The organism is Ignavibacteriota bacterium (assembly GCA_016708125.1).
Classification (GTDB): Bacteria; Bacteroidota; Ignavibacteria; order Ignavibacteriales; family Melioribacteraceae.
Genome location: JADJGF010000001.1, coordinates 1270789 through 1296920 on the forward strand (window position 1 = coordinate 1270789; position 26132 = coordinate 1296920).

Below are 26132 nucleotides of genomic sequence, written 5' to 3' on the forward strand. Positions count from 1 at the left end.
ACATAATCTTGCGGATCACCTCATATGTCAAAATGGAAAATCAAAATCTCACTTTTTCTAAGTTATTTCGTCCTTGCTATTCTTCTAAATACGGTCGGAATTGTAATTGCACAAGTAATTGAAGATTATAATGTAAGTCGATTAACAGCAGGAACTTTGGAAGCTTTTAAAGATCTTTCAATAATGTTTGTATCGTTTGTTCTGGCTTCATTTGTCCCTAAATTCGGTTATAGAAAAACTTTAATTTATGGACTCATCGCACTCACATTTGGGTGTATGCTAATTGCCTCAATTACCGAATATTGGTCGGTTCCAATTTTATATATGATCACCGGTTCAAGTTTTGCGCTTATGAAAGTTTCGGTTTATTCAACAGTCGGATTGATTACAAAAAATCAACAAGAACACACAAGTTTTATGAATACACTCGAAGGTGTATTTATGACCGGATCACTTACTGGTCCGTTAATTTTTTCATTAATGATAAGTTTAAATCATTGGAATAATACATATTGGGTTATCGCAGTTTTAACTTTTTTATCTCTCATCTTGATGTTATTTACAGAATTTGATGAAAGTGTCGTACACGAAGAAGCAAAAGATTCAAATTTTGTTAAAATGTTTTCGCTATTAAAATATCCTATGGTTTGGGTATTTATAATAAGTGCATTTTTATATGTAATGATTGAGCAAAGTTTCGGAACTTGGCTTCCAACATTTAATAGAGAAATTTTCAAATTGTCACAAGCGCAATCTGCATCTTTCTTAAGTTTTTATGCCGGCTCAATTGCAATAAGCAGATTTTTTGCCGGTTATTTATCAAAAAAATATTCTTGGTTAACTATCCAACTTATTTATTTAGTTGGAGCATTTTTATTAACGTTTATTGTACTTTTTCAAACTATGGATTTTACATCAGTCGAACATAAAAATTGGTATCACGCTTCGCCTTTGGCTTTTATTTTTTCTTTGGTTGGATTTTTTCTCGGTCCAATTTATCCAACAATTTGTTCAATTGTTTTAAGTAAACTTGAAAAAAGTAAACACAGCTCAATGACCGGATTAATAATTATATTTTCTGCCTTAGGCGGAAGTTCGGGTTCAATGATTATTGGATTTTTTTCACAAAATTTCAGCGTGCATAATGCATTCTTTTTTCCATTAATCCCAATTACCCTATTGGCATTTATGTTAATTCCTTATAAAAAATTATCAGATAACTTTGGAGTTGAGCATCATACATTATAGTATGTTGAGTAAAAAATAATTTAATCAATATTCAAATTGTTCAATATAGATATAGGTTTGCTGGTTTTCATAATTTAATTTTCACTTGGAAGCTATTTATGAATAAAAATTTATTAACATTTTATTTACTTTTTTTCTTCCTAATTTCTTCATCTAATTTTTCTCAAGAAAATACCTTCTTATTATCAACTGGAAAAACAGAAACTTATTATCCGACTTACATCGGTAACGGACATTTCAGCATATCCTCTTCTCAGCTTGGCACAAAACCAACAGAATCTTATATGATAAATTTATATGACGAAGGTGAAAATGATATCCCGAGAATTGCCGCTCTTCCGGAGTGGAATGAAATTAATTATTTTGATGGAAAAAATTGGTTAAATGATTCTGATATAAACTCCGAAAATATTTCTAACTATAATCAAACTTTAGATATGCAAAACGGATTACTGCATACCAGTTATAGTTGGAATTCATCATCAAATAAAATTACAGAATTTGATATTGTTGCATTTGTCTCAAGAAGTAATAAAAATCTTGCCGTTATAAAATTTGAATTTATTGCAAATTTTTCAGAAGAGATAAAAATAATATTCCCGATAAAACAAAGACAAAAACCACAAAGAGAAGATCTTGCAACAATCGATAAATACGAAAAACTAAAACCAACTCCGGATGGTGAATGGCCAAATTTTTGGTATCCGGGTTTTGTTAAAGTAACAGAAATTGACGGCATAAAAAATAATTACGGTGCAAAACTTTGGGCTTTGGTTCAAAGTGAAGGCAGAAATACAAAAGTGGGGATTGCTTCAGAAATATTTTCTAAGAATTTTGAAGATGTTAATTATCAAACAGAAATTTTAAAAACTTCAACCTCAGTTTCAACAGAATTTAAATTTAAAACTGAAGTCGGAAAAAAATATACTTTTTACAAACTTGTCTCGCTTGTTCCGGAATTTGAAACAGATAATAATTTGATTCATGAAGCTATTAATATTCTTGATAATTCAAGAGAATTTGGATACGAAAAATTATTTGTAAATCACAAATCAGAATGGAATAATTTATGGCAAACAGATATTGTAATTGAAGGCGACAACGATCTTCAGAAAATTATCCACTCAATGATATTCTATTTGCTTTGCAGCGCAGAGGCAAATACAAATTTCGGAATACCGGCAATGGGTTTATCTACTTCGGGTTATTTCGGACATATTTTTTGGGATTCTGATATTTATATGTTTCCCCCAATTTTGTTAATGCATCCCGAAATTGCAAAGTCACTTGTTGCTTTTAGATATCGCACACTTCAAAACGCAATTGAAAATGCAAAAATCAATAATTACAAAGGAGCAATGTATCCTTGGGAATCCGATGAAATCGGAAAAGAAACAACTCCTTTTTTTGCTTATCAAAATGCAGTTAAAGAAAATCATATAGTTGGAGATGTTGCTTTTGCACAATGGCAGTATTTTTGTGCAACAAAAGATACAAGTTACATCAGTAATTTCGGTGCTGAAATTATTAGACAAACTGCTGATTTTTGGTTATCCAGAGTTACTTTCAATGCTGATAAAGATCGATATGAAATTCATAATATTATATCTGTGAGCGAATCTGAAAAAGATGTTAATAATGAAACTTACACGAATTCAATTGCAAAAATAAATCTAGATTTAGCCGTTAAGATTTCTGAACTTCTGAATTTGCAAATAAATCCGGAATGGAAAAAAGTAAGTGATAAAATGTTTATCCCTTTCGATTCAGAAAAAGAGTTTCACCCAATGTATGAAAATGCTAATGCCGGAGAAGGCACATCAAAATTGTGGTCAAGCGTTGTAAACCTATTGGATTATCCTTTGCGAATTCCAATGACGGAAAATACTAAGCGAAATGATTTAGTGCATGCAGTAAAAAGTTTAGAAGTTAATGGTGCCGGTGCAATGATGGGAATTAATTTTCTTTCAATTATTGCTGCTGAGCTGGGAAATGATTCACTGCTTAATTTAACAATTAATAAAACTTTAAAAGGATATTTAAAACCTCCATTCAATGTTCTTTCAGAAACACATCAAAATAAATCCGTAAACTTTTTGACCGGCGCCGGTTCATTTCTTCAACAAGTAATTTTTGGATATACCGGATTAAGAATTACAGATGAAGGAATTGTGGAAAAATATAAACCTATGCTTCCTGAAAAAGTTAAAAAACTTACACTGAAAAATTTTACAATTAATAATCAAAAATGTGATATCGTAATTGAAAAAAATAAATTAGAAAAAATTGTTCGTTAAAGTTTATAACAAAATTTTTTAGCAAATTTTTACAAAATAATTTTTATGAAACTAACTTTTAACATTGTTGAAACAATAAATCGACTTATTGCACAAGAAGATACGGATCATGATAATAAAATTACAATTGAGGATAAAGGTCCAAAATTATTTAATGCAATTTCAATTGATGGTAAAAGTGTTGAAATAAAAGGAGCTTATTTTCTTTCAAATTTTTTACAAGAACTTATTTTAGCAAAAGAATTAGGAAATGCAAATTCTGAAATAAATTTTGAAAATGTTTTTGAAGAACCGGTGAAAAGATTGAACAGAATGATAAAGGATTATTATTGGAACGGCTTAACGAGAAAAATTGATGCAGATGGTTTGAAAGAAATTTTAGTTGATTCAAAATCAAAAACGAAAAAGTTTAATTTATATATACCCCATAACGATAAAACAGCATTTGAATATTTTACAAAAGTCGCTGCCGAAATCAAGAATTTTGAAATTACCGTTTTACAACTCCCCCTCCATGTAACTCCCGAATATGTTTATTCAATAAATAGTAATTCGGGAGTTCTTGGTTTAGCATTAAAAAAAAATTATGAAAATAAATTAGTAGGAGTTCCTTTTGTTGTTCCGGGCGGAAGATTTAACGAAATGTATGGATGGGATAGTTACTTCGAATCGTTGGGATTAGTGATTGATGGAAGAATTGATTTAGCAAAATCAATGGCAGAAAATTTTGTTTATGAAATTGAACATTATGGAAAAATATTAAACGCAAACAGAACATATTATCTCACAAGATCGCAGCCGCCGTTTCTAACGTCGTTAACTTTGCTTGTTTATAATTCAATGCCAAAAACTTCTGAAAATAATTTGTGGCTTGAAAAATTGTTAAATGCATGTATTAAAGAATACCAAACCGTTTGGATGAATGAACCCAAAATTACATCAACAAAATTAAGTCGTTATTTTGGAGCCGGAATTGGATTAGTTCCCGAAGCAGAACTCAATCATTTTGACGCAATGCTGAAACCTTATGCAGAGCAAGCTAAAATGACAGTTAGAGAATATCATTCAAAATATTTAAATCGAGAAATAATTAATCCGGAAATTGAAGAATATATTAAACACGATCGAAGCATAAGAGAATCTGGTCATGATACTTCTTACAGACTTGATAAAATTTGTGCTAACTTAAATACTGTTGATTTAAATTCACTGCTTTACAAATATGAAATTGATATTGCAGAAATAATTAAAAATGAGTTTAGTAATTACTTTGTTTCTTATGATGGGAAAATTGAATTAAGTGGAACATGGTTTAAAAAAGCAGAGGAACGAAAAAACATTATAAATAATTTAATGTGGAATAATGAAAAAGGGTTTTTCTTTGATTACAATTTTGTGAAGAACGAACAAACAAATTTTGAAAGTGCGACAACGTTTTATCCGCTTTGGGCAAAATTAGCAACTCAAGATCAAGCTGATCAAATTGTAAAAAAAGCCTTACCGGTATTGGAGTTTGCCGGAGGAATTGCCGGAACATCTAAAAATTCTGTTGGAACTATAAATGATGAAAGACCACAAAAGCAATGGGATTATCCCAACGGTTGGGCTCCTCATCAAATATTAATTTGGGAAGGATTAATAAATTACGGTTATGATAAAGTTGCTGAACGTCTTGCATATAAATGGCTTTATATGATTTTAAAAAATGCAGTTGATTATAATGGAACTGTTCCCGAAAAATATGATGTTGTTTCACGAACTCATAAAGTTTTTGCTGAATACGGAAATGTGGGAACCGATTTTGATTATATTACAAAAGAAGGTTTTGGCTGGATGAATGCTTCATTTAAAGTTGGACAAAAATATTTGAGTGAAAATTTAATTAATAAATTAAATAATCTGATTCCACCTGAAGAATTATTCTAAATTTCAGAAATAACTTTTTTAAATAAAAATTCCGCAAACATTATTCAAACGGTTGTCTAATTATTGTCTTCCACTTTTCCGGAGTTGCTTTTCGGATATCACTTAAATAAATTTCACGATGTTTGCCGGAAAGTTTATAACCGTTTTCTTCAATAAATTTATGCAATTTTATAATTGTTGTACCTTCTTCAGAAAATGGTCCAACATGTAAAACTTGAGCTGATTTCCCCTCACAAAATTTTGCAAATTTAATTTTATTAATTGCCGACAAATCCTTTTTCTTTTTCACTTCTTCAATTCCTTTTTGAACAATTTTTGAAGAAACAAATTCCGGCTGCATAATCATAGCTTTCCATTTCCATTCATCTTTTCTATCAATGCTGAAATTTTTCATATCATCGACCCACCACAATCCTTCGAGCGGCATTACTCCATAATCAATTTGTTGATTTTTTTTAATCATAAATTTTATTGTGTACGATAAACTAAAAAGTGCTTCAACTGCATTTTTATAATCTTCGGAAGTATTAGGATTTCCTTTTCCATCAATTGTTAAAAATAGCATTTCGGGAACATCAATAATTTCCTCTGTTAGTTTTGCGTTGTATAAATTCTTTAAAGTTTTTTTGAAATCTATTTTATCCATCTTATTTGTTCCTATTTTCACTTTTGGTTTTTACTTTTCTAGCATAATCTGTATTTCGGTTAAATAATTATTTGGGTTACCGTTAAAAATCATTCCCGGACCTTTCAAATAAACTTCGCGACTTGGCAGCATAGATTTATAGTTGTTTTCATTAATGTACATAAAAATTTTTTTGTAAGAATCAGATAAACTTTCGTAATTACCTTTATGAACAAGACTAACACACTTACCTCCTTTTAGCTCGCGGACGGAAATCTTTTCTGCTTCCTTGCCTTTTCTAATAGGCACGCAGGCTTCAAAATCAGCATCATTTTCTTTGTATTCGTTTTCATGATAAAGTGTTAAAGGTTTTCCATTTATTTTGCTTCCAAAATGTTTCCCTAAAATTTTGAACCCTTCACCAACATCGGAATATTTTCCTTTCATTCTGTAACCGGCAATCAGAATTGTATCAAGTTCTTTTTCTTCAACTTCAAAAATATTTTCTGTTTTCATTTTTTCCTCTTTCTCATTTTGAATTATATTTGCAATCGATTGAGATATTTCTTTATATCTTTTTACTTTGTTCTGAATTTCGGAAAGTTTGATTTTTAATTGCTCAATTAAATCAGTTTCCGAATTACAACTTTCTAAAATTTCTTTAATCTCTTGAATTGAAAAATCATATTCACGCAAAATCTTAATTGATTTCGCCCTTTCGTAATCGGCTTCCGAGTAATATCTGTAATTTGTAAACTCTTCAATTTCTGATGGAACAAGAATTTCCTTTTCATGATAAAACCGCAAAGATTTAATAGAAAGCTGAGTTATTTTTGAAAACTCACCAATTGAAAATTTCATATTTACCTTAAGTTGATCAACTTACATTTCAAATATAAACACTACACTTGGTGGAGAGTCAAGGAAATATTTAAATTGGAGCAGAGTAAATTTTACACTTGTATTTGTAACGAGGGCGTATTTTTATTATTTTTACCTTCGTTAAGAAAACGAAAGTAAAGTACGCCCTCATAAAGAAGGAGATAAGAATGCAATTTAATGTGGAAAAACCATTTAATAATCTACCTTTACTACCCCCAAATGTTGATATTGAAAACTCTGCTATTTTAAAAAAAACAATTTCTGCAAGTCGTGCGCTTTCTGAATTAAAAGGAGCCATAACTAATTTGCCCAATCCTATGTTGTTTATAGATACAATTAATTTGCAAGAAGCTCAAGCAAGTTCGGAAATCGAGAATATTATAACAACCCAAGATGAACTTTTTAAATATTCAATAACTGAAAAAAAAATAGAAAATCCAATTATAAAAGAAGTGCTACATTACAAAGAAGCATTGTGGTATGGTGTTGAAAAAATTAAATCAAGACCATTTATATCGACAAATCTTTTGATAGAATTGGTTCAAATAATTAAAAAAAATACTGCTGGAATTAGAAACATTCCCGGCACAAAACTAAAAAATCCATTAACAAATAAAATAATTTATACCCCTCCAGAAGGTGAAAAGATTATTGGGGAAAAATTAAAAAACTTAGAAAATTTTATTAACGCTTCAGATGAAATTGATCCATTAGTAAAATTGGCAATCATCCATTACCAGTTTGAAGCAATTCATCCTTTCTTTGATGGAAATGGTAGAGTTGGAAGAATAATTCTTCTACTTTATTTAAAATTAACAAGTTTATTAGATTTGCCATCATTATATCTAAGTAGATACATTATTGAAAATAAATCAAAATATTACAAATTGCTAAGAATAGTTACCGAAACAAATAACTGGCAAGAATGGATAATCTTTATGTTAGATATGATAGAAAAAACATCAATATTCGATAGAAAAAAAATATCAGATATTGAAAAGTTAATGGGCAGTTTAGGAGAATCAATTCAAAATAAACTTCCTAAAATATATTCAAAAGATTTAGTTGAAATATTATTCAAGCTTCCTTATTTGAAAAGGGAAAGTTTGGTTAAAGCAAATTTAGGAAATATTAAAACAGCCGGAAATTACTTAAAACAATTAGAAGAAAAAGGATTTTTAAAAAGTGAACAAGTCGGAAAGGAAAAATTGTATCTAAATATTAGTTTAATGGAATTACTTAAAAACAAAGTTTGATTATGAAAGAAAAATCCCCGCATATAATTTCTATTTTTCAAGCATTACTTGTTACTTTTCTTTGGTCAACTTCTTTCATTTTAATTAAATGGGGTTTAGCAGAAATTCCGCCAATTACTTATGCGGGTTTACGTTATTCATTGGCTTTCATGTGTTTTCTACCATTCATTTTATTTAAGAAAAAATATTCTGATGAAATTAAAAATCTTAATTCTTCACAATGGAAAAAATTGATTTTGCTCGGATTAGTTTTCTACACTTTTACGCAAGGCACACAATTTTTAGGATTGTCTTTGCTTCCATCTGTGACCGTAAGTTTAATGCTGAATTTTACACCAATAATTGTTGCTGTATTGGGAATTTTTTGGCTGAATGAAAATCCTACAAAACTACAATGGATTGGCGCAATTTTATTTATTGTAGGAATTTTGACTTACTTTTTCCCAATAAATTTTTTACAAAATGAAATACTCGGAATTGGAGTAATGTTTATCGGGGTTTTAGCAAATTCCGGTTCGGCAATTCTTGGGAGAAATATTAATAGAAATAAAGATATTAGTCCGGTTGTAATTACATTTATTAGCATGGGAATTGGAGCAATTATAATGTTGATTATCGGTTTATTAAAAGATGGAATTCCAACAATAAGTTCGAATAATCTTTACTATTTAATTTGGTTGGCTGTTGTAAATACTGCATTTGCTTTTACATTGTGGAATTTAACTTTACAACATTTATCGGCAATGGAATCAAGTATAATAAACGGAACTATGTTAATTCAAATTGGAATTTTAGCATGGATTTTTCTTGGTGAGACAATAACATTTCAAGAAGGAATTGGAATGTTGATTTCCGCAATTGGTGCTTTGTTTGTTCAATTAAAGAAAATAAATATGAATGGAATTCTTAAAAGACAATCCTAATTATTCCAAATCTTTTCAATTTCTTCAAGAGGTTTATTTTTAGTTTCCGGAACATATTTCCACGTAACCCAAATTGCCGGAAAACTTGTTAAAGCAAAAATCCAAAATGTTCCGTGAGCTTTTACTGTTTCCAATAAAAATGGTGTGAACTGACCAACAATCCAATTAGCAACCCACAAAGATAATGTAGCTATTGCCATTGCTCTTCCGCGAATTCTGGTGGGATAAATTTCTGCTAAAATTACCCAAACAACTGGTCCAAACGAAAATGCAAAACATGCAATGAAAAGTAAAATAAAAATCAACAGTAATAAACTAGAGGATATATTCATTGCAAATAAAATTCCTACAATGATTAAAGAAATAACAGCTCCGGAAACTCCCCAAATTAATAAGGGTTTTCTGCCAAATTTATCTATTGTATAAATTGCCACAATTGTGAAAATTACATTTACAATTCCAATTGTAACTTGCGACCAAAAAGCATCGTTTGCGCCTAAACCCGCTTCACCAAGAATTTTAATTCCATAATACATAATTGCATTTATTCCGCTGAACTGAGAAAACATTGCTAGAGAAATTCCTATTAAAAGTGGTTTCAACATTTTTTTATGAAATAAATCGTTAAATGAAACCGAAGTAATTTCAAAACTTTTTACAATTTCGGAAATTTCCGTTTCAACATTTATTTCGCCAATTATTTTAGAAAGAATATTGTGAGCTTTTTTAACATCGTTTTTCATCAATAAATATCGGGGTGATTCCGGAACAATGAATAAAAGTGCTAAAAATATAAATGCCGGTAAAATTTCAACTCCAAACATTCCACGCCAAATTTCTTTATTTAAAATCCAGTTTAAAAAAGTTCCTTCCTCTAAAAATGAAGTTGAGGAATTTTCTAAAATAAAATAATTGGAAACATACGCAGCAAGAATTCCAATTGTAATTGCAAGCTGATATAATGTAATAAGTTTTCCGCGCATAGTTGGAATTGAAATTTCCGAAATGTACATTGGCGAAATTATTGATGCAACGCCAATTCCTATTCCGCCGACTAATCTGAAAATAATTAATTCCATATAATTTCCGCTAACTGCACAGCCGATTGCAGAAACCGAAAATAAAATTGCAGATAGAGTTAAAACTAATTTTCTACCGAATTTATCGCTTAAATATCCAGCAATTATAACACCAAAAATACATCCAAGTAAAGCAACGCTAACAAACCAGCCTTCGGATAAAGCATCAAGCAAGAATTGATTTTTAACAAAACCAATGGTTCCCGAAATTACTGCAGTATCAAATCCAAATAAAAAGCCTCCCAATGCTGCAATGAATGCCAAAACAGAAAGATAAAATTTATTTTCATTTTCATGATAAATTTCTTTGCTCATAATTTTCCTTATTTCAAAAATGCTTTCACAACTTTAGCTTCATTTTCACTTTCGTTAAATAATTTATAAGATTTTGCCGCCGCCGGAATTACAAAAGTTTCCGCATAATTAAATCTTGTTTTCATTCCGTTTTCTGTTTCTAAAATTATTGATTCGCCTTCAACAAGCATACAAACATTGCAGCGATAATTTGTTTCAACATTTATATTTGAGAAAAACTCCAATCTTTCAACATCGTAAATATGTTCTTTGTGTGTTTGAAGATGAACAATTTTCCAATCAATTCCTTCCGAAATTATTTTAGGTTTTGCAATTAATTCATCTTTTACAATTTTACCTTTTCTTTCAAAATATAAATTGTTGAATGCGTGATCAATATTTATCGGTCGTGGTTTTCCGTTTAAATCCAAGCGAACCCAATCATACATTTTAAAAGTGAAAATATATGGAGTGTTGGAAATCTCTAATACCAGATTGTCTTTCCCCGATCCATGAATTGTTCCATTCGGAATTAAAAGCAAATCATGTTTTTTCACTTCATGAGTTTGAACATATTTTTCAATATTAATTGGGTTAGAATCTTTAAAGCTTTTTTCAAGTTCTGTTCTAAATTCTGTGGAATTAATATTTTCTTGAAAACCCAAATAAACTTTCGCATTATTTTTCATATCAAGAATATAATATGATTCATCTTGTGTAATAATTTCGCCAAAATTATTTTTAATATATTCTATGCGGGGATGACACTGAACGGATAAATTCCCACCATCAAAAGTATCAAGAAAATCAAATCGAATTGGAAATTCTTCATTGTAAATTTCCGAATGCTTACCCAAAATATTTTTTGATTCTTGAAACATGAGAAAATCAAAAGAAAACTCTAACAATTTTTTATCGCTTTCAATTATAATTCCATTTTCCGGAACAATTAACTCAAACGACCATGCATAATTCGGTACATCTTTAGCAAGCCCATGAATATTATCTTTTATCCAACTTCCGCCCCAAACTCCGGGTTCAAACCAAGGTCTAACTCTAAAATAATTTTTACTCATTTCGTTTAGTGCGTTTCTGAAATCTTCTCCGCCCAAGGTTAGAAGCTGGTTTGGTCTTTGTGCATCAATTATAAAATCAATTTTGGAAAGAATATTTTTTTTGTGTTCGTTCAAAACAATCCAATCAATAAAATAAAATCTTTTATACATTTGCTGAGAATCGAACGGAGAATTTACGCCTAAGTTTGTAATACTTTGTGCTCTCATTCTAAATTGAAGTTCATTTTTAGGAAGATCGAGATATAATAAAATTCCTTCCCAATTTGCCAACTTTGATCCACAGCCATAAATTATATTTACATCAAAATTATTTGAAGGAACAATTTTGCTGATTTTTTCTTTGTCAAAAAAATCCATCAATTTTAAATTTGTGCGTTTTCCAAAAATTGAATCTGATTTTCCCAAATCATTTTTAATCATTACATTAATTTCATTTTCATCTTTCATCGCACTTTTTACATCAAAAAATCCAACTGAAATATTTCTTTTTGTAAATTCAGATAAAAGTTTTGCGGTTAAAATTTCCCAGAAAACACCAATGTAGCCATCAATTGTAATTAATTTAAGTTTAGAAATTTCATCAACTAATTCAGAAATTCCGTTTACTATTTTTCCATCATCAATTTTAAAAGAGGGATAAATATCATACTTTCCTTTTGGCGTTTCTATTTTTTCAACGGGAATTAAATACTGTTGAGTTTTTCTCCAGTTTGTGTTTTGCAATTTTCCATCAATATGATTTTCATCATCTGGAATTTCTATTTGTAATGTCTTATTATTTTGCATAAAAATTTAGGATTGGAAAATGAATTTGGGAAAGTTATGAAATTTATTTGGGTGAAAAAAAAGATTTATAAAATTAAATTTCTACAGCGTTCGTATTTTCCTAATTGTCTTTTCTTTCAACTGTTCTAAAGTTTCTTCACTTAACATTTTGTAAGCGTCGTCTCTAATTTTTCCCCATTTATCATGCACGGGGCACGGATGTTCGCTGCTGCAATTTGGAAAACCCAAAACGCAGCTTTTAAAAACAGAATCTCCATCAATTGCGTGAACAATTTCAATCAATTTTATTTGACTTGGTCTTCGGGCTAAATAAAATCCCCCGTTCTTTCCTTTTTTTGAACCGATAATTCCGCTTTCTGTTAAAGTTTGCAGCATTTTAGAAACAAATTCTTTCGGTACTTTTAATTCATCGGAAATATCTTTTGCATTAAAAATTAACTGATCTTTTTTTATCGAGAGAAATAAAACTGCTTGAAGTGCAAGTTCACATTTTTTTGAGAAGATTACGGTCATAATTCAGTCACAAATTTCTTTTTATATAATTAAGTTTACAATAAATTAAAAATAACATTTTTATTTTTAATTCTTTATTTAAACTTATAGTATTTGAGAAAAACTTTTTGTTAATACGAATGAGATAAAAATTTATGAACAAATCTAAAAAACTTACAAGAAAAATTGGACTTCCGCCCGGTGAAATAATTTACATCGGAAATGTTGATCCCCAAAAAACAAAAATAAAATTATATAAATATGATAAAATTGACTTTTCCGAAAATGATTTAACTAAACTTGAAAATATAGATTCGATTAAAGATCAAACAAAAATAAATTGGTTAAATATTACCGGATTTGAAAAAATTGAGCACATAAGAGATTTAAGCAAAATTATAAATGTAAATGAAATGCTTCTTGAAGACGCACTTCACACTGATCACATTCCAAAGTTTGAAGTAGGAAATGATTATCTGGCATTTATTATTAAAAGTTTTGATGAGAAAAGTAACGATGCAAGTCATAATTGTATAATTCTAAAAGACGGACTTATAATTTCTCTGATGGAAAATCCGAATAATATTCTTCAAACAAAAATTGAAAGAATTAAAAATGGAACTGCTCGTGCGCGAAATAAAAAAGCAGATTACCTTTTCTATACTTTGCTTGATTCTTGTATTGATTCTTACTACAGATATTTTGAAAATATTAGAGAAGAACTTTTCGATTTGGAAAATTTAATTATTCACAAACGTTCCGAAAATCATATTGATAAAATTTACGAATTGAATTCAAAATTTAAAACTATACGAAGAAATCTTTTCCTTTAAAAACAGCAATTCTTGATTTAATTGAAAGTGAAAATATTTTGCTGGAAAAAAATAATTATCATTTTTTTAATGATTGTAAAGATCATGTTAATGAACTTATTGAATACTACAATTCGTTTTCGGATAATATTCAGAGTTTGATAAATCTTAATGAAAACAACATTGTAAACAGCACAAACAAAGTGATAAAAATTCTCACAATTATTGCTACAATATTTATTCCTCTTACATTTATTGCGGGAATTTACGGAATGAATTTTAAGAATATGCCGGAACTTGAATGGAAGTACGGATATTATTATTCGCTTGGTTTAATGTTTTTGGTTGGATTTGGAATTTATGTTTTTATTAAAAAGAAAAATTGGTTGTGATATTTTTAGAGAATCTTAAAAAACAAAAAAGGCATGTAAAAACATGCCTTTAATTTTTTAAATCAAAATAAAACTAGAATGATTTATTGTCTTTAACTTTATTGTAAATCCACTTTACAACCACAGAGGCAAAAACACCAGGTTGTCCGCCATTTTCCTGAGTAATTTGAAATTTGGAATAATTACCATCTTGATCATAAAGAAATACATAGTTCCTTTCAGCAACACTTATACTTTTTACCCAAGTATTATCTTTTGTTGGTGAATCAACACCATCATTTAAATTTGTTGAAGTTCCTATTTTAAAATAGGTTTCTCTTGTCATACTATTTCTACCTTTTGAGCTAACAACAATAAAACCATCTGAATTATAATATACATCGTTATAAATAGAACTATCATTAGATGCACTTATACTGAATGCTTTTCCTAATTTTAAACTTAATCCACTTGGGTGTGTTGCACTAGGATCTAAAGATTCCCAGAATTCAACAGGTCCAAAAACAGAATAAGTTGGTTTTAGTGTAACATTTAAAGTTGCGGTTTGACTAGTCACTACTTGAGCGTTAATTGTTGTATCTGCATAACTACTTAATTTTAGAGTAACGGAATAAGTTCCAACTGCTTTTTCTGCAAATGTATATGGAGTTAAAAATCCTGAATCGGTTCCATCTAAAAATATTTTTGCGCCGGATGGAGTTGAATTAACTATTAAATTTCCCTTTTCTTCTTCAATCGGATCTGTAGTACTGTCATCACAAGAAATGAACGAAATACTAAAAATTACAAATAGTGCTAATAATAAAATCTTTTTCATTTATTCTCCTTATAATTATTTTTTAACTAAATTAAAACTGACTGAATTTTTATCAACTAAAGTTGTAAAAGTTCCCGAATATGTTTTTCCATCTTCAGAAAGTTTACCGGCATATTTTCCTTTAAATCTGCTGTGTATTTGATCAGCCATTGTTAAAGCTTTTGTTTCCGGATTTAAAGTTCCTTTTACTTCTTGATTTATAGGATTGCGATAATTTATTGTAATTTTTCCGGAAAAATTATTTCCTTCCTGCGAAGTAATTGAAAGAATTGTTAATCTGCTATCCAATTTTCCCTGCCAAACACCCAATAAAGGTTTTTCCGTAACAACATTTTCTACTTTTTCTGCAGCTTTTTCAACTGTTGTTGCAAGCGTATCAACAACCTTTTCTGTTGTCTCTTCAACTTTTTCAACGGCTTCTTTTGTTACTTCACCTGCTTTATCTGCAGTTTCTTCAACTGTTTTTTGTGCGTCATCCATTGTTTCTTTTGCTTTATCACAACTTACAAGCAACATGGCTGCAATAACAATTAAAGATAAAAACAAAATCTTATTACCTTTATTTGTTAATCTTCCTTTTAACATTTAGTTTCCTCCTGTTAGTTTATTTGTTTTTTATTTGATCCAAAAATAAGCTTAAAATTAGAAAAATCATAAATAATTTAAGTAATTCTTAGTTAGATGTTGAGGTCTTTTAGATAAATATTTATTACTGATTATTCTTCATTTTCTTTAAGATTAGGTGGGTTCCAGCCAACAATTGAACCTTCTTTTATTGTTGAAAAATATGGAGAAAGAGTTGTGCCCGGTAAAGTTCTAACATTGTCTTCAATTTTAATTGGTCCCATTCCGGTACCGGCTCCAAGTTTACAATTATTTCCAATTTCTATAATTCCGTATCTGAATTTCCCGGAGCCTTCATAAGCGTGAACGGTTAATCTGGTAAACGCTCCCATTAACGTATTTTCGCCGATAAAAATTAATTCCGGTCTAAAATGATCTAACCAAACTAACTGCATAATTTCCGAACCTTTGCCGACGTGAATTCCCATCCATCTGTATAATTTATTTTTCAGCGTTGTTCCTTTCATAAAAAAAGAAATTGCAACTTGAAATACCAATAAAGTTCTTCTTCCAAAAGGCAGATTTAAAACTCTCCAATTAATAGATTTTTTTTCTTCCGGTGATCCAAGTCCGGAAAAAGTATAATGTCTTCTTATCGGAGTTAAAAATTTTTCTAAGTTTACTTTTCCTTCTTCGGTTTTGGGATTTAAAGAATTTACACTTACACCTTTTCCGCCGGAAGTTTTAGAAATATAAATTTCTATTCCCTTTTTATTTCCCAATTTTATCGAGCGTTCAATAATTTCTAAAGTAACTAATTTTATTACTTCTTCGGGAGTTTTATCTTTATACTTTTTCAAATCATTTCTCTAAAAAGTCTAATATCCAATTGCCAAGCCGCCGCGGCGCGGATCAGCGGCTCCGTAAATTTTTTCATTTTCAATTAAGATAGATTGAGCTGAACCAAGAACTCTAAAAGTATTATTTCTATCGCCAAATTTGTAACCCATATTTTCTAAATTCAATTTTACATCTTTGCTTATTGCAAATTCTTCAAGATAAATTATATCCGGCATCCATTGATGATGAATTCGTGGCGCATTTACCGCTTCTTGAATATTCATTCCAAAATCAATTACGTTTAAAATTACTTGAAGAACAACTGTAATTATTGTTGAGCCTCCGGGCGAACCGGTGATTATAAAAGGTTTGTTATTTTTTAAAACAATTGTTGGACTCATCGCACTCAGCATTCTTTTTTCCGGCTCAATAGAATTTGCCTTTCCGCCTAAAAGTCCGAACTGGTTTGGTTCTCCGGATTTAGAACTGAAATCATCCATTTCATTATTTAGTAAAAATCCCGCACCCTCTACAATAATTTTTGAGCCAAATCCGGAGTTAATTGTTGTAGTAACACTCACCGCATTTCCATCTTTATCATAAACAGAATAATGTGTTGTTTCTGTACTTTCATTAATTTCTGTTGGAATTTGCGTAGTAATATTTTCTGATGGAACCGCAAATGTTTTCAATTTTTCAAAAATACTTTTAGCATATTCTTTGGAAGTTAATTTCTCTTTCGGAACCGGATAAAAATCTTCATCACCAAGATGATAAGTTCTATCCGCATAAACATACTTCATAGTTTCAACAAGTTTATTTATGTAAGAACTGCTGTTCCATTCATCTTTTTGGAACGAAAAATTTTCCAAAATATTTAGAAGTTCAACAATGGCAATTCCGCCGGAGCTTGGCGGCCCCATTGAAATTATTTTATGATCTCTGTAACTTCCTTCAATTGGAATTCTTTCAATCGGTTTATAATTTTTAAGATCTTCGTGAGTAATATATCCATTCATTTTTCTAACTTGATCAATAAATAGATCCGCAACTTCTCCGGAATAAAATCCATCAACACCATTTTGCTTAATTTTTTCTAAAGTATTTGCTAAATCTATTTGGGTGAAAAGTTCACCTTCCAAATATGGTTCACCGTTTTTAGAAAATATTTTATACGATGACGGATATTTTTTAAATTCATCCAAATGATATTTAAAAGAATTCGCATCGGATTCATCTAACGTAAATCCGTTTTTTGCTAAATCAATTGCGGGTTGAATTACTTCTTCCAAACTTAAAGTTCCATAATTTTCTAAAGCATAAATTAACCCAGCAACACTTCCGGGAATGCCGACAGAAGTTATTCCTTCTTGACTTAATTCCGGCTTGAAATTACCAGCTATATCCAAATACATATTTTTATGTGCTGATTTTGGAGCTTTTTCTCTAAAATCTATCGAAGTGTTTTTTCCATCTTTTAAATGTAAAACCATAAAACCGCCGCCCCCAATATTTCCTGCATAAGGATAAGTAACCGCAAGTGCAAATCCAACCGCTACAGAAGCATCAATTGCGTTTCCGCCTTTTTTCAAAATTTCTAAGCCAACTTCGGATGCATACGAACTTGCCGAAACAACCATTCCATTTTTTGCTTTTACTGGGCGAGCAATTTGGGAATGTAATTCAATTTGGAAAAGCGTAATTATTATTAGAATATAATTTATCGATTTGGTAATCAATTTATTTTTCACTGTTTTTTATTTAATGTTTTTGAATATGTTAGATATATTAACATAAGAAAATAATTTTTATTTTGCAGAATTGTTAAAGGAGAAAAAATGGCATTTAATTTAAGAAACAGAAACTTTTTAAAACTTTTGGATTTTACAAAGGAAGAGTTAAACTTTTTATTAGAACTTTCAAAAAATTTAAAGGCAGCAAAGTATGGCGGATATGAAGAACAAAAATTAAAAGGGAAAAACATCGCTTTAATTTTTGAGAAATCATCTACAAGAACAAGATGCGCATTTGAAGTTGCCGCATTTGATCAAGGTGCAAATGTAACTTATTTGGGTCCAAGCGGCTCGCAGATTGGTCACAAAGAATCTATGAAAGATACCGCAAGAGTTTTGGGAAGAATGTATGATGGAATTGAATATCGAGGATTTGGACAAAGCATTGTTGAAGAATTGGGAAAATATGCTGGTGTTCCGGTTTGGAATGGATTAACTGATGAATTTCACCCGACTCAAGTTCTTGCAGATTTTTTAACGATGTTAGAACATTCAAACAAACCGCTTTCGGAAATTTCTTATTGTTATTTGGGCGATGCAAGAAATAATATGGGGAATTCGCTTTTGGTCGGCGGAGCAATTATGGGAATGGATGTAAGACTTTGTGCACCAAAAGAAAATTTACCCGATAAAAAACTTGTCGATCAATGCAAAGAAATTGCAAAAAAATCCGGAGCTAAAATTACTTTAACAAGTGATGTTAAAGTTGGAGTTAAGGGAGTTGATTTTCTTTATACAGATGTTTGGGTTTCAATGGGTGAACCGAAAGAAGTTTGGGAAGAAAGAATTAAACTTCTCAAACCATATCAAATAAATATGAAAACATTAAAAGCAACCGGAAATCCAAATGTAAAATTTATGCATTGTCTTCCGGCATTTCATAATAGAGAAACAAAAATGGGCGAAGAAATTTTTCAAAAATTTGGATTAGACGGAATGGAAGTTACAGAGGATGTTTTTGAATCGGAACACTCAATTGTTTTTGATGAAGCAGAAAACAGACTTCACACAATTAAAGCAATTATGGTAGCAACTTTAGGATCATAAATACATACCATCATCTTATTTGAATTACCCTTACAAATAAAAATATCTGTAAGGGTTTTTTGTATAAATATTCCAAGAAAATGTTTTACCCGATAAAATTTTTATTGTACTAAAAAAATAATTTTGTATTTTGTAATTCATTCTTCTCTAGTAAAACACCTTTCCTCCGATTTATAATTAATGAATTTAAAACCATTTTAGGAGAACTGCATGTCTCAAAAAAACTTAAAAGAGTATTGGCAGAAAAATATTAGAATTGTATTGATTCTATTAAGTGTATGGTTTTTAGTTTCTTATGTATTAAGCATTTTCATTGTTGATGTTTTAAACAGTTTCAGTATCGGCGGAGCTAAACTTGGCTTCTGGTTTGCCCAGCAAGGATCTATTTATGTATTTATTGTTTTAATTTTTTATTACGTGCAGTATATGAATAAGCTTGATAAAAAATATGATGTGCATGAATAATTAACAATTTTTACTTATCAAAATTTTCAACTGGAGAAAATTTATGAGTGTTCAAATATGGACTTTTATTATTGTTGGATTATCTTTTGCAATTTATATTGGAATTGCATTTTGGTCGAGAGCCGGCTCTACAAAAGATTTTTACGTTGCTGGAAGAGGTGTTCATCCAATTGTGAACGGAATGGCAACGGCGGCAGATTGGATGTCGGCCGCTTCATTTATTTCAATGGCTGGTTTAATTTCATTTATGGGTTATGATGGTTCGGTTTATCTTATGGGCTGGACCGGAGGATACGTTCTTCTCGCATTATTGCTTGCACCATATTTAAGAAAATTTGGAAAGTTTACAGTCCCGGATTTTATTGGTGATAGATATTATTCAAATATTGCAAGAACAGTTGCAATTATTGCAGCAATTGTGGTTTCCTTTACTTATGTGGCCGGACAAATGCGCGGAGTTGGTGTTGTATTTGCAAGATTTTTGGAAGTTCCAATAAACACCGGTGTTTACATTGGAATGGCAATAGTTTTCATTTATGCCGTAATTGGAGGAATGAAGGGAATTACATATACGCAAGTTGCACAATATTGTGTATTAATTTTTGCTTACATGGTTCCGGCAATTTTTATTTCTTTAACCTTAACCGGAAATGTAATACCGCAATTTGGTTTACTCGGAACAGAAAGTTCATCCGGTACTTTTCTTCTGCAAAAATTAGATATGCTCCAACGGGATTTGGGTTTTCATGAATATACAACCGGTACAAAACCAATGATAGATGTTTTTGCAATAACATTTGCACTTATGGTTGGTACTGCCGGATTGCCGCATGTAATTGTTAGATTTTTTACTGTGCCGAAAGTATCAGATGCAAGAAAATCAGCCGGCTGGGCACTTTTATTTATTGCAATTCTTTATACAACAGCTCCGGCAATTGCTGCATTTGCCAGAACAAATTTAATAAATACCGTAAGTGAAAAAAATTATACCGAAATGCCGCAATGGTTTAAAAGCTGGGAAGGAACCGGATTAATAAAATTTGAAGATAAAAACAGTGACGGTAAAATTCAATACGTTGCAAATAAAGATGCAAATGAATTAAATATCGATGCGGATATTATGGTACTTGCAAATCCCGAAATTGCAAATCTTCCGCCATGGGTAATTGCACTTGTTGCAGCCGGAGGTTTAGCCGCAGCTTTATCCACAGCCGCCGGATTGCTTTTGGTAATTTCAACATCAATTTCACATGATCTGATTAAAAAACAATTAAAGCCAAGTATAACTGAAAAACAAGAATTAATGTGGGCAAGAATTGGAGCCGTATTTGCAGTTATTGTTGCCGGATATTTTGGTATAAATCCTCCCGGATTTGTTGCCGCAACAGTTGCATTGGCATTTGGTTTTGCTGCCGCATCATTTTTCCCAGCAATAATTTTGGGAATTTTCGATAAAAGAATGAATAAAGAAGGAGCAATTACGGGAATGGTTGTAGGATTAATTTTAATGTTCTTTTACATGTCGGTTTATAAATTAGGATGGTTTGTTGAAGCAATTCCTCCGGCAAGCGAATGGTGGTTTGATATTTCTCCCGAAGGTTTTGGAACCGTTGCAATGTTTGTAAATTTAATTATTTCCCTTGTGGTTTCCAGATTAACATCTCCTCCGCCAATTGAAGTTCAGCAAATTGTTGAAGATATTAGAATTCCGCGCGGTGCTGGTTCTGCACAGAGTCATTAATTTTTGTATAAAGAGATGTATTCGTTTGCTAACGGATACATCTCCATAATTATATCAAAATAAAGTTCTCTTATTTTTTAATAAACTTTCTAAGTCAGTAACACCTCTTTTCTTCAATTTAGAAATTAATTTCATAAATAAAATTGCGGTTATTATTGCGTCACCGGCGGCATTGTGTCTATCGCTTTTTGTAATTTTAAATTCTTCGGAAAGTGTATCTAAAGAAACGGAACTATCAATTTTGTAATCTTCACCTTTTATTCTTTTATAAAGATTAATTGTGTCAATAGATTTATTTAAAAGTTTATTTCCACCGTTTCGTTTTATTGTTTCGTTAATAATTGAAATATCAAAATAAATGCTGTGTCCAACAATTATATCGTTTTTAATAAATTTTAAAAATTTAATAATTCCATCTTGCTCAGATATTTTTTCTGAATTACTTTTCTTTAATATTCCGTGAACCAAAGCTGCATCGGGATTAAACTCATCTTGCTCTAAATAAATTTCAAAAGTGTTTGAAACATCAATTTGATTATTTTTTATTTTCACTCCGCCGATTGATAAAATTTTATCTTTCTTAAAATCCAATCCGGTTGATTCAACATCAATAATTACAAAGTCAGCTTGAGAAATTGGGATTTTATATTTCTGTTTTTCTTCGAAAAGTGAAATATAGTTTTTCCAGAATTCCGGATATTCTTTTGAAGTTTTATTTTTAAAGAAATTAAAAATCATCTGAACATTTTTAAATTAAATCTAATAGTTAAAATTTGCTGAAGTTCTTTAATTGGTCTAAAACAATTGCGCAGCATTAGTCTCTGCATTTTATTTAATTCATCCGGACTAAAATATCTTCCCGAGTTATTGTGTTTCAAACCTTGCATGGTTCTAAAACGAATAATTATTTCATAAGCATCAGCAAGCTGTTCAAATAATTCTTTATTCTCAGGTTCAATTTCTGCTAATTTATTAAATCTTTTTATTGTGCTGTTAATTCCTTCTAATCGTGCAGATAAAGTTAAAACTCTTGCACCGTCAACAAGCGGCATCATTGCACGGGCTTTTATATCAAACTCATTCTTATGTTCTCCGTTATTTTCTACCATAAAATCTCTAAAGAAACTTAATGGAGGGGGGTTTTCCAGAGCATTTTTTGCTAAGAATGATAAAAAACTTTCTTGGTTATTTAATGTTTGATAAATATTATCTGCCATTTTTTCGGAAAGTTCAAAGTTTCCGTAAATCGGTTGAAAATCAAAAAATATTGTGGAGTACATTACTTCTTTATTTCCGGGAGTGTAAATCCAATTTTCAAATTGATTGTTCCACTCACCTAAAGACAAACACCATTTGGGGTTGCTTGCCATTACGTTTGCCGGACAATAATCAAATCCGCAATCTTTTAAAATATCATTTACACCTTTTGCCAATTGAAGAAAATAATTTTTGTTTTTTTCGTATTCACTTTTTTCAGCATCTTCAAACACCAAAGCATTATCTTGATCGGAACGCAAAAGCTGTTCTTCTCTTCCTTGACTTCCCAATGCGAGCCAACACCATTTTACATTTGGTAAATCATTACCAGTTTTTGATAATTCAGAAATTGTTAATTCAATAGCTTTAATATTTATTGCGTTATTAATTTCGGTAATAATTCTTGTTATATATGTTATGGATATTTCTTGCTGAAGATATTTTTTTAACAGTTGTTCCGTGCTAATTCTAATTAGATTTAATTGATTTGAATTTTGCGCTCGCTTAATTTCTCTAATAAATACCGAAGGATTATTTCCATGCAAAACCAAAATATCATGTTCGGAAATCATTCCAATCATTCTTGAATTTATTGTTCCATCTTCCGTAATACAAATATGATGAATATTATTTTTGATCATCAAAATTTGTAAATCAGCAACTGTTGCATTTGAATCTGAAGTTATAACGGGACTGCTCATTATATTTTCAATTTTACAATCTGAACAAAAATCTCCGGCAACAACTTTATTTCTTAAATCGCGATCTGTTATAATTCCAATTGGTTTTTGGTTTTCATCAACAATTACAATTGAGCCGACTTTATTTTCCTTCATTATTAATGCGGCATTTTTAATTGATGTTTCAATACTGCAAGTTATTGGTTTACTGCTAATTGGAATTGTTTGAATTTCAGAAAAATTGAAATTATCATTTATCGAAATTTGTGAATCCAAAAATACTTTTTGTTTGCTGTATTTTGAATATGGATTTCTAATTCCACCCGTAAATGATGAAGTGAAATAATTTTCAACATTTTTGTTCACTTTCATAATTTCTAAAAATAATTCGGCGGGAATTTTATAAATTAAGGCTTCTTCGGAAACTATTGCGGTTAAAGTATAAGGCTGATCGGCGGAAATTAACGGTCTTATTCCAAAAATATCTCCTTCATCGCAAACATCAATTAAAATTTTTTCATCTTTAAATTCATTAAAAAGTTTAACGGCTCCTTCTCTTACAACGTAAAAATAGCTCGGCGGTTTTTCACCTTGTTGAAAAATTACATCATTGTTTTCGGAATATATGATAATTATTTTCTGAGAAATTTTTAATAATTCTTCTTTAGAAATAAAACTAAATGGCGGATGTTCTTTAAGAAAGTCATAAATTCTGTGGGGAATTGTATTGCTCATTTTTCTATTTAATTATAGTTTGAACAAGTGAATTTATTTTGATCGAAAACAATATATAATTTTTGCAAGAAATTAATAATCTAAATTGCAAAATTAAATTTTATAGAGTAAATTAAATTTTCATATCCGTCACTTTCTGTTTAATTAAAACTATCAATTCATATTGAAAAAAATAGGAGATTACTTATGGGGAAAAAGACTGAAAAAACCATTAAAGATCCTAATGTGTTTTACCCAAGTGATTCAATAGTTTCAAACGCAAACGTAAAAGAATATGATAAACTTTATAAGAAATCTATAAAAGACAGAGAAGGATTTTGGGCTGAACAAGCCGAGAATTTAGAATGGTACAAAAAATGGGATAAAGTTCTTGATGAAAGTGAAAAACCTTTTTACAAATGGTTTGTCGGCGGCAAAACTAATATTGTTCAAAATGCAATTGATAGGCATTTAAAAACTTGGCGAAAGAATAAAATTGCAATTGTCTGGGAAGGTGAACCTGGTGATTTGCGTGTTTTTTCATATCATGCACTAAATAGGGAAGTTACAAAATTTGCAAACATTTTAAAAAGTATGGGCGCAAAAAAGGGTGATATTATAACTATTTATATGCCGCAAATTCCAGAACTTGTTTTTGCAATGTTAGCTTGTGCAAAAATTGGAGCAGCTCACAGCGTTGTATATGGCGGATTTAGCGTTGAAGCTTTGGCGGAAAGAATTGCCGATGCACAAAGCAGAATTTTAGTTACTGCAGATGGCGGCTGGAGAAGAGGAAAAGTTAATGATTTAAAGGGAATTGTAAATGAAGCAATCGGCAGATCTCCAACCATTGAAGCTTGTATAACGATTAAGCGAACGGGACACGAAGTTTATATGGAAAGTGATCGTGATTTTTGGTTTCACGATTTAGCATCTCTGCCAATCTCAAATAATAAATGTGAAACTGAAGTTATGGATGCGGAAGATATGTTGTTCATTCTTTATACATCCGGAACAACGGGCAAACCAAAAGGATTGGTTCACACTCACGGCGGTTATTCTGTTTATACAGCAACTACGCATAAAATGGTTTTTGATATTAAAGATGAAGACAGATGGTGGTGTGCGGCCGATCCGGGATGGATTACTGGTCACAGTTATATTGTTTACGGTCCGCTTATTAACGGCACAACAATTATGATGTATGAAGGAGCTCCAAATCATCCGTATCCAAACAGATGGTGGCAGATGATTGAAAAATATGGAATTACAATTCTTTACACTTCACCAACTGCCATTAGAGGATTGATGAGATTTGGAAATCAATGGTCAAAACGTCATGATCTTAGTTCATTACGTTTACTTGGTTCCGTTGGTGAACCAATAAATCCCGAGGCTTGGAAATGGTATCACAATAATATTGGAAATGATAAATGTCCTATTATGGATACTTGGTGGCAGACAGAAACCGGCGGATTTATGATAACTCCATTGCCAATTACTCCATTAAAACCGGGCTCTGCAACAAAACCATTTTTCGGAAATGAAATTGCAGTTGTTGATGAAAATGGAAAGTCTGTAAAAACCGGAGAAGAAGGAAAACTTGTAATTAAAAATCCTTGGCCCGGAATGGCAAGAACCGTTATGGGTGATCCGGAAAGATTTATAAATACATATTGGAAAGATTACGAAAAACAAGGCTGGTATAAAGCCGGAGATTCCGCAAGAATTGATGAAGACGGATATGTTTGGATAATCGGAAGAATTGACGATGTAATAAAAGTAAGCGGATATCGTTTGGGAACGGCAGAAATTGAAAGCGCACTTGTAAGCCATCCAAAAGTTGCTGAAGCCGCCGCAATTGCTTTGCCGCATGAACTAAAAGGAAATGCTATTCATGCTTATGTAATTTTGAAAGCAAATTTAAAAGGTGATGCCGAACTTGAAAAAAGTTTGAAGGATCACGTTGGGCATGAAATGGGACCAATTGCAAAACCGGATTCAGTTACATTTGTTGATTCACTTCCTAAAACACGAAGCGGAAAAATAATGCGTAGAGTTTTAAAAGCACGTGCTCAAGGCTTGCCGGAAGGTGATTTAACAACAATTGAAGAGTAAATTTATAT

At 30.7% G+C, this 26132-nt stretch carries 22 protein-coding genes; 11 read left to right on the top strand and 11 right to left on the bottom strand.

From position 1 onward, the window contains the following. The first annotated feature begins 24 nt into the window (after positions 1–24). The 3 genes from IPH62_05770 (at position 25) to IPH62_05780 (ending at position 5471) form a co-directional block, all read left to right on the top strand. Positions 25–1248, top strand: a complete 1224-nt coding sequence (locus IPH62_05770) for an MFS transporter (protein ID MBK7104772.1) — start codon at positions 25–27, stop codon at positions 1246–1248. Positions 1249–1346: 98 nt separating this feature from the next. Beyond that, a complete protein-coding gene (locus IPH62_05775; protein ID MBK7104773.1) occupies positions 1347–3545 on the top strand; it encodes a glycoside hydrolase family 65 protein in 2199 nt (732 codons plus the stop codon). 45 nt (positions 3546–3590) lie between these two features. Next, on the top strand, positions 3591–5471 hold the full coding sequence (locus IPH62_05780) for a trehalase (GenBank protein MBK7104774.1): 1881 nt from the start codon (positions 3591–3593) through the stop codon (positions 5469–5471). 40 nt (positions 5472–5511) lie between these two features. Here IPH62_05780 and IPH62_05785 read toward each other — a convergent pair whose 3' ends face one another. Both IPH62_05785 and IPH62_05790 read right to left on the bottom strand, forming a co-directional pair. Further along, a complete protein-coding gene (locus tag IPH62_05785; protein ID MBK7104775.1) occupies positions 5512–6117 on the bottom strand; it encodes a GyrI-like domain-containing protein in 606 nt (201 codons plus the stop codon). A 30-nt stretch (positions 6118–6147) separates the two neighbouring features. Then, positions 6148–6957, bottom strand: a complete 810-nt coding sequence (locus IPH62_05790) for a GyrI-like domain-containing protein (protein ID MBK7104776.1) — start codon at positions 6955–6957, stop codon at positions 6148–6150. Between the two features lie 188 nt (positions 6958–7145). On the opposite strand from IPH62_05790, the gene IPH62_05795 reads away from it, so the two are divergent. Further along, complete coding sequence (locus IPH62_05795) at positions 7146–8234, top strand: Fic family protein (GenBank protein ID MBK7104777.1); 1089 nt, start codon at positions 7146–7148, stop codon at positions 8232–8234. 2 nt (positions 8235–8236) lie between these two features. Beyond that, positions 8237–9157, top strand: a complete 921-nt coding sequence (locus IPH62_05800) for a DMT family transporter (protein MBK7104778.1) — start codon at positions 8237–8239, stop codon at positions 9155–9157. Here IPH62_05800 and IPH62_05805 read toward each other — a convergent pair. The 3 genes from IPH62_05805 to IPH62_05815 form a co-directional block, all read right to left on the bottom strand. Beyond that, positions 9154–10551, bottom strand: coding sequence for a sugar porter family MFS transporter (locus IPH62_05805; GenBank protein ID MBK7104779.1), 1398 nt, complete (start codon positions 10549–10551; stop codon positions 9154–9156). The genes IPH62_05800 and IPH62_05805 overlap by 4 nt on opposite strands. Before the next feature lie 8 nt (positions 10552–10559). Beyond that, positions 10560–12329, bottom strand: coding sequence for a class I mannose-6-phosphate isomerase (locus IPH62_05810; protein ID MBK7104780.1), 1770 nt, complete (start codon positions 12327–12329; stop codon positions 10560–10562). Between the two features lie 144 nt (positions 12330–12473). Further along, the gene (locus IPH62_05815) at positions 12474–12905 is read right to left on the bottom strand and encodes an Rrf2 family transcriptional regulator (protein ID MBK7104781.1); all 432 of its coding nucleotides are present in this window, start codon (positions 12903–12905) and stop codon (positions 12474–12476) included. Positions 12906–13039: 134 nt separating this feature from the next. Between IPH62_05815 and IPH62_05820 the strand changes: the two genes are divergently transcribed. Both IPH62_05820 and IPH62_05825 read left to right on the top strand, forming a co-directional pair. After that, positions 13040–13717: a hypothetical protein gene (locus IPH62_05820; GenBank protein MBK7104782.1), complete on the top strand. Its 678-nt coding sequence runs from the start codon at positions 13040–13042 to the stop codon at positions 13715–13717. Positions 13718–13725: 8 nt separating this feature from the next. Continuing rightward, a complete protein-coding gene (locus IPH62_05825) occupies positions 13726–14088 on the top strand; it encodes a hypothetical protein (protein MBK7104783.1) in 363 nt (120 codons plus the stop codon). A gap of 73 nt (positions 14089–14161) precedes the next feature. Here the strand turns inward: IPH62_05825 and IPH62_05830 are convergent, their stop codons facing one another. The 4 genes from IPH62_05830 to ggt form a co-directional block, all read right to left on the bottom strand. Then, a complete protein-coding gene (locus IPH62_05830; protein ID MBK7104784.1) occupies positions 14162–14905 on the bottom strand; it encodes a PEGA domain-containing protein in 744 nt (247 codons plus the stop codon). Positions 14906–14920: 15 nt separating this feature from the next. Next, positions 14921–15490 carry a hypothetical protein gene (locus IPH62_05835; GenBank protein MBK7104785.1) on the bottom strand — a complete coding sequence of 190 codons (570 nt, stop codon included), beginning with the start codon at positions 15488–15490 and terminating at the stop codon, positions 14921–14923. A gap of 131 nt (positions 15491–15621) precedes the next feature. Further along, complete coding sequence (locus IPH62_05840) at positions 15622–16329, bottom strand: hypothetical protein (GenBank protein MBK7104786.1); 708 nt, start codon at positions 16327–16329, stop codon at positions 15622–15624. 18 nt (positions 16330–16347) lie between these two features. Next, complete coding sequence (gene ggt / locus IPH62_05845) at positions 16348–17949, bottom strand: gamma-glutamyltransferase (protein ID MBK7104787.1); 1602 nt, start codon at positions 17947–17949, stop codon at positions 16348–16350. 198 nt (positions 17950–18147) lie between these two features. Between ggt and IPH62_05850 the strand changes: the two genes are divergently transcribed. From IPH62_05850 to IPH62_05860, 3 genes are all read left to right on the top strand, one after another. Beyond that, entirely contained in the window at positions 18148–19149 is a 1002-nt protein-coding gene (locus IPH62_05850) for an ornithine carbamoyltransferase (protein ID MBK7104788.1), read from the top strand. 210 nt (positions 19150–19359) lie between these two features. Further along, a complete protein-coding gene (locus IPH62_05855) occupies positions 19360–19614 on the top strand; it encodes a DUF4212 domain-containing protein (GenBank protein MBK7104789.1) in 255 nt (84 codons plus the stop codon). Between the two features lie 43 nt (positions 19615–19657). After that, complete coding sequence (locus IPH62_05860) at positions 19658–21355, top strand: cation acetate symporter (GenBank protein MBK7104790.1); 1698 nt, start codon at positions 19658–19660, stop codon at positions 21353–21355. A gap of 54 nt (positions 21356–21409) precedes the next feature. Here IPH62_05860 and IPH62_05865 read toward each other — a convergent pair whose 3' ends face one another. Beyond that, positions 21410–22093, bottom strand: a complete 684-nt coding sequence (locus IPH62_05865; GenBank protein ID MBK7104791.1) for a 3'-5' exonuclease — start codon at positions 22091–22093, stop codon at positions 21410–21412. Beyond that, the gene (locus tag IPH62_05870) at positions 22090–24027 is read right to left on the bottom strand and encodes a CBS domain-containing protein (protein ID MBK7104792.1); all 1938 of its coding nucleotides are present in this window, start codon (positions 24025–24027) and stop codon (positions 22090–22092) included. The genes IPH62_05865 and IPH62_05870 overlap by 4 nt, the downstream gene beginning before the upstream one ends. 186 nt (positions 24028–24213) lie before the next feature. Between IPH62_05870 and acs the strand changes: the two genes are divergently transcribed. Then, positions 24214–26124 carry an acetate--CoA ligase gene (gene acs, locus IPH62_05875; GenBank protein ID MBK7104793.1) on the top strand — a complete coding sequence of 637 codons (1911 nt, stop codon included), beginning with the start codon at positions 24214–24216 and terminating at the stop codon, positions 26122–26124. The last annotated feature ends 8 nt before the right edge of the window (positions 26125–26132 follow it).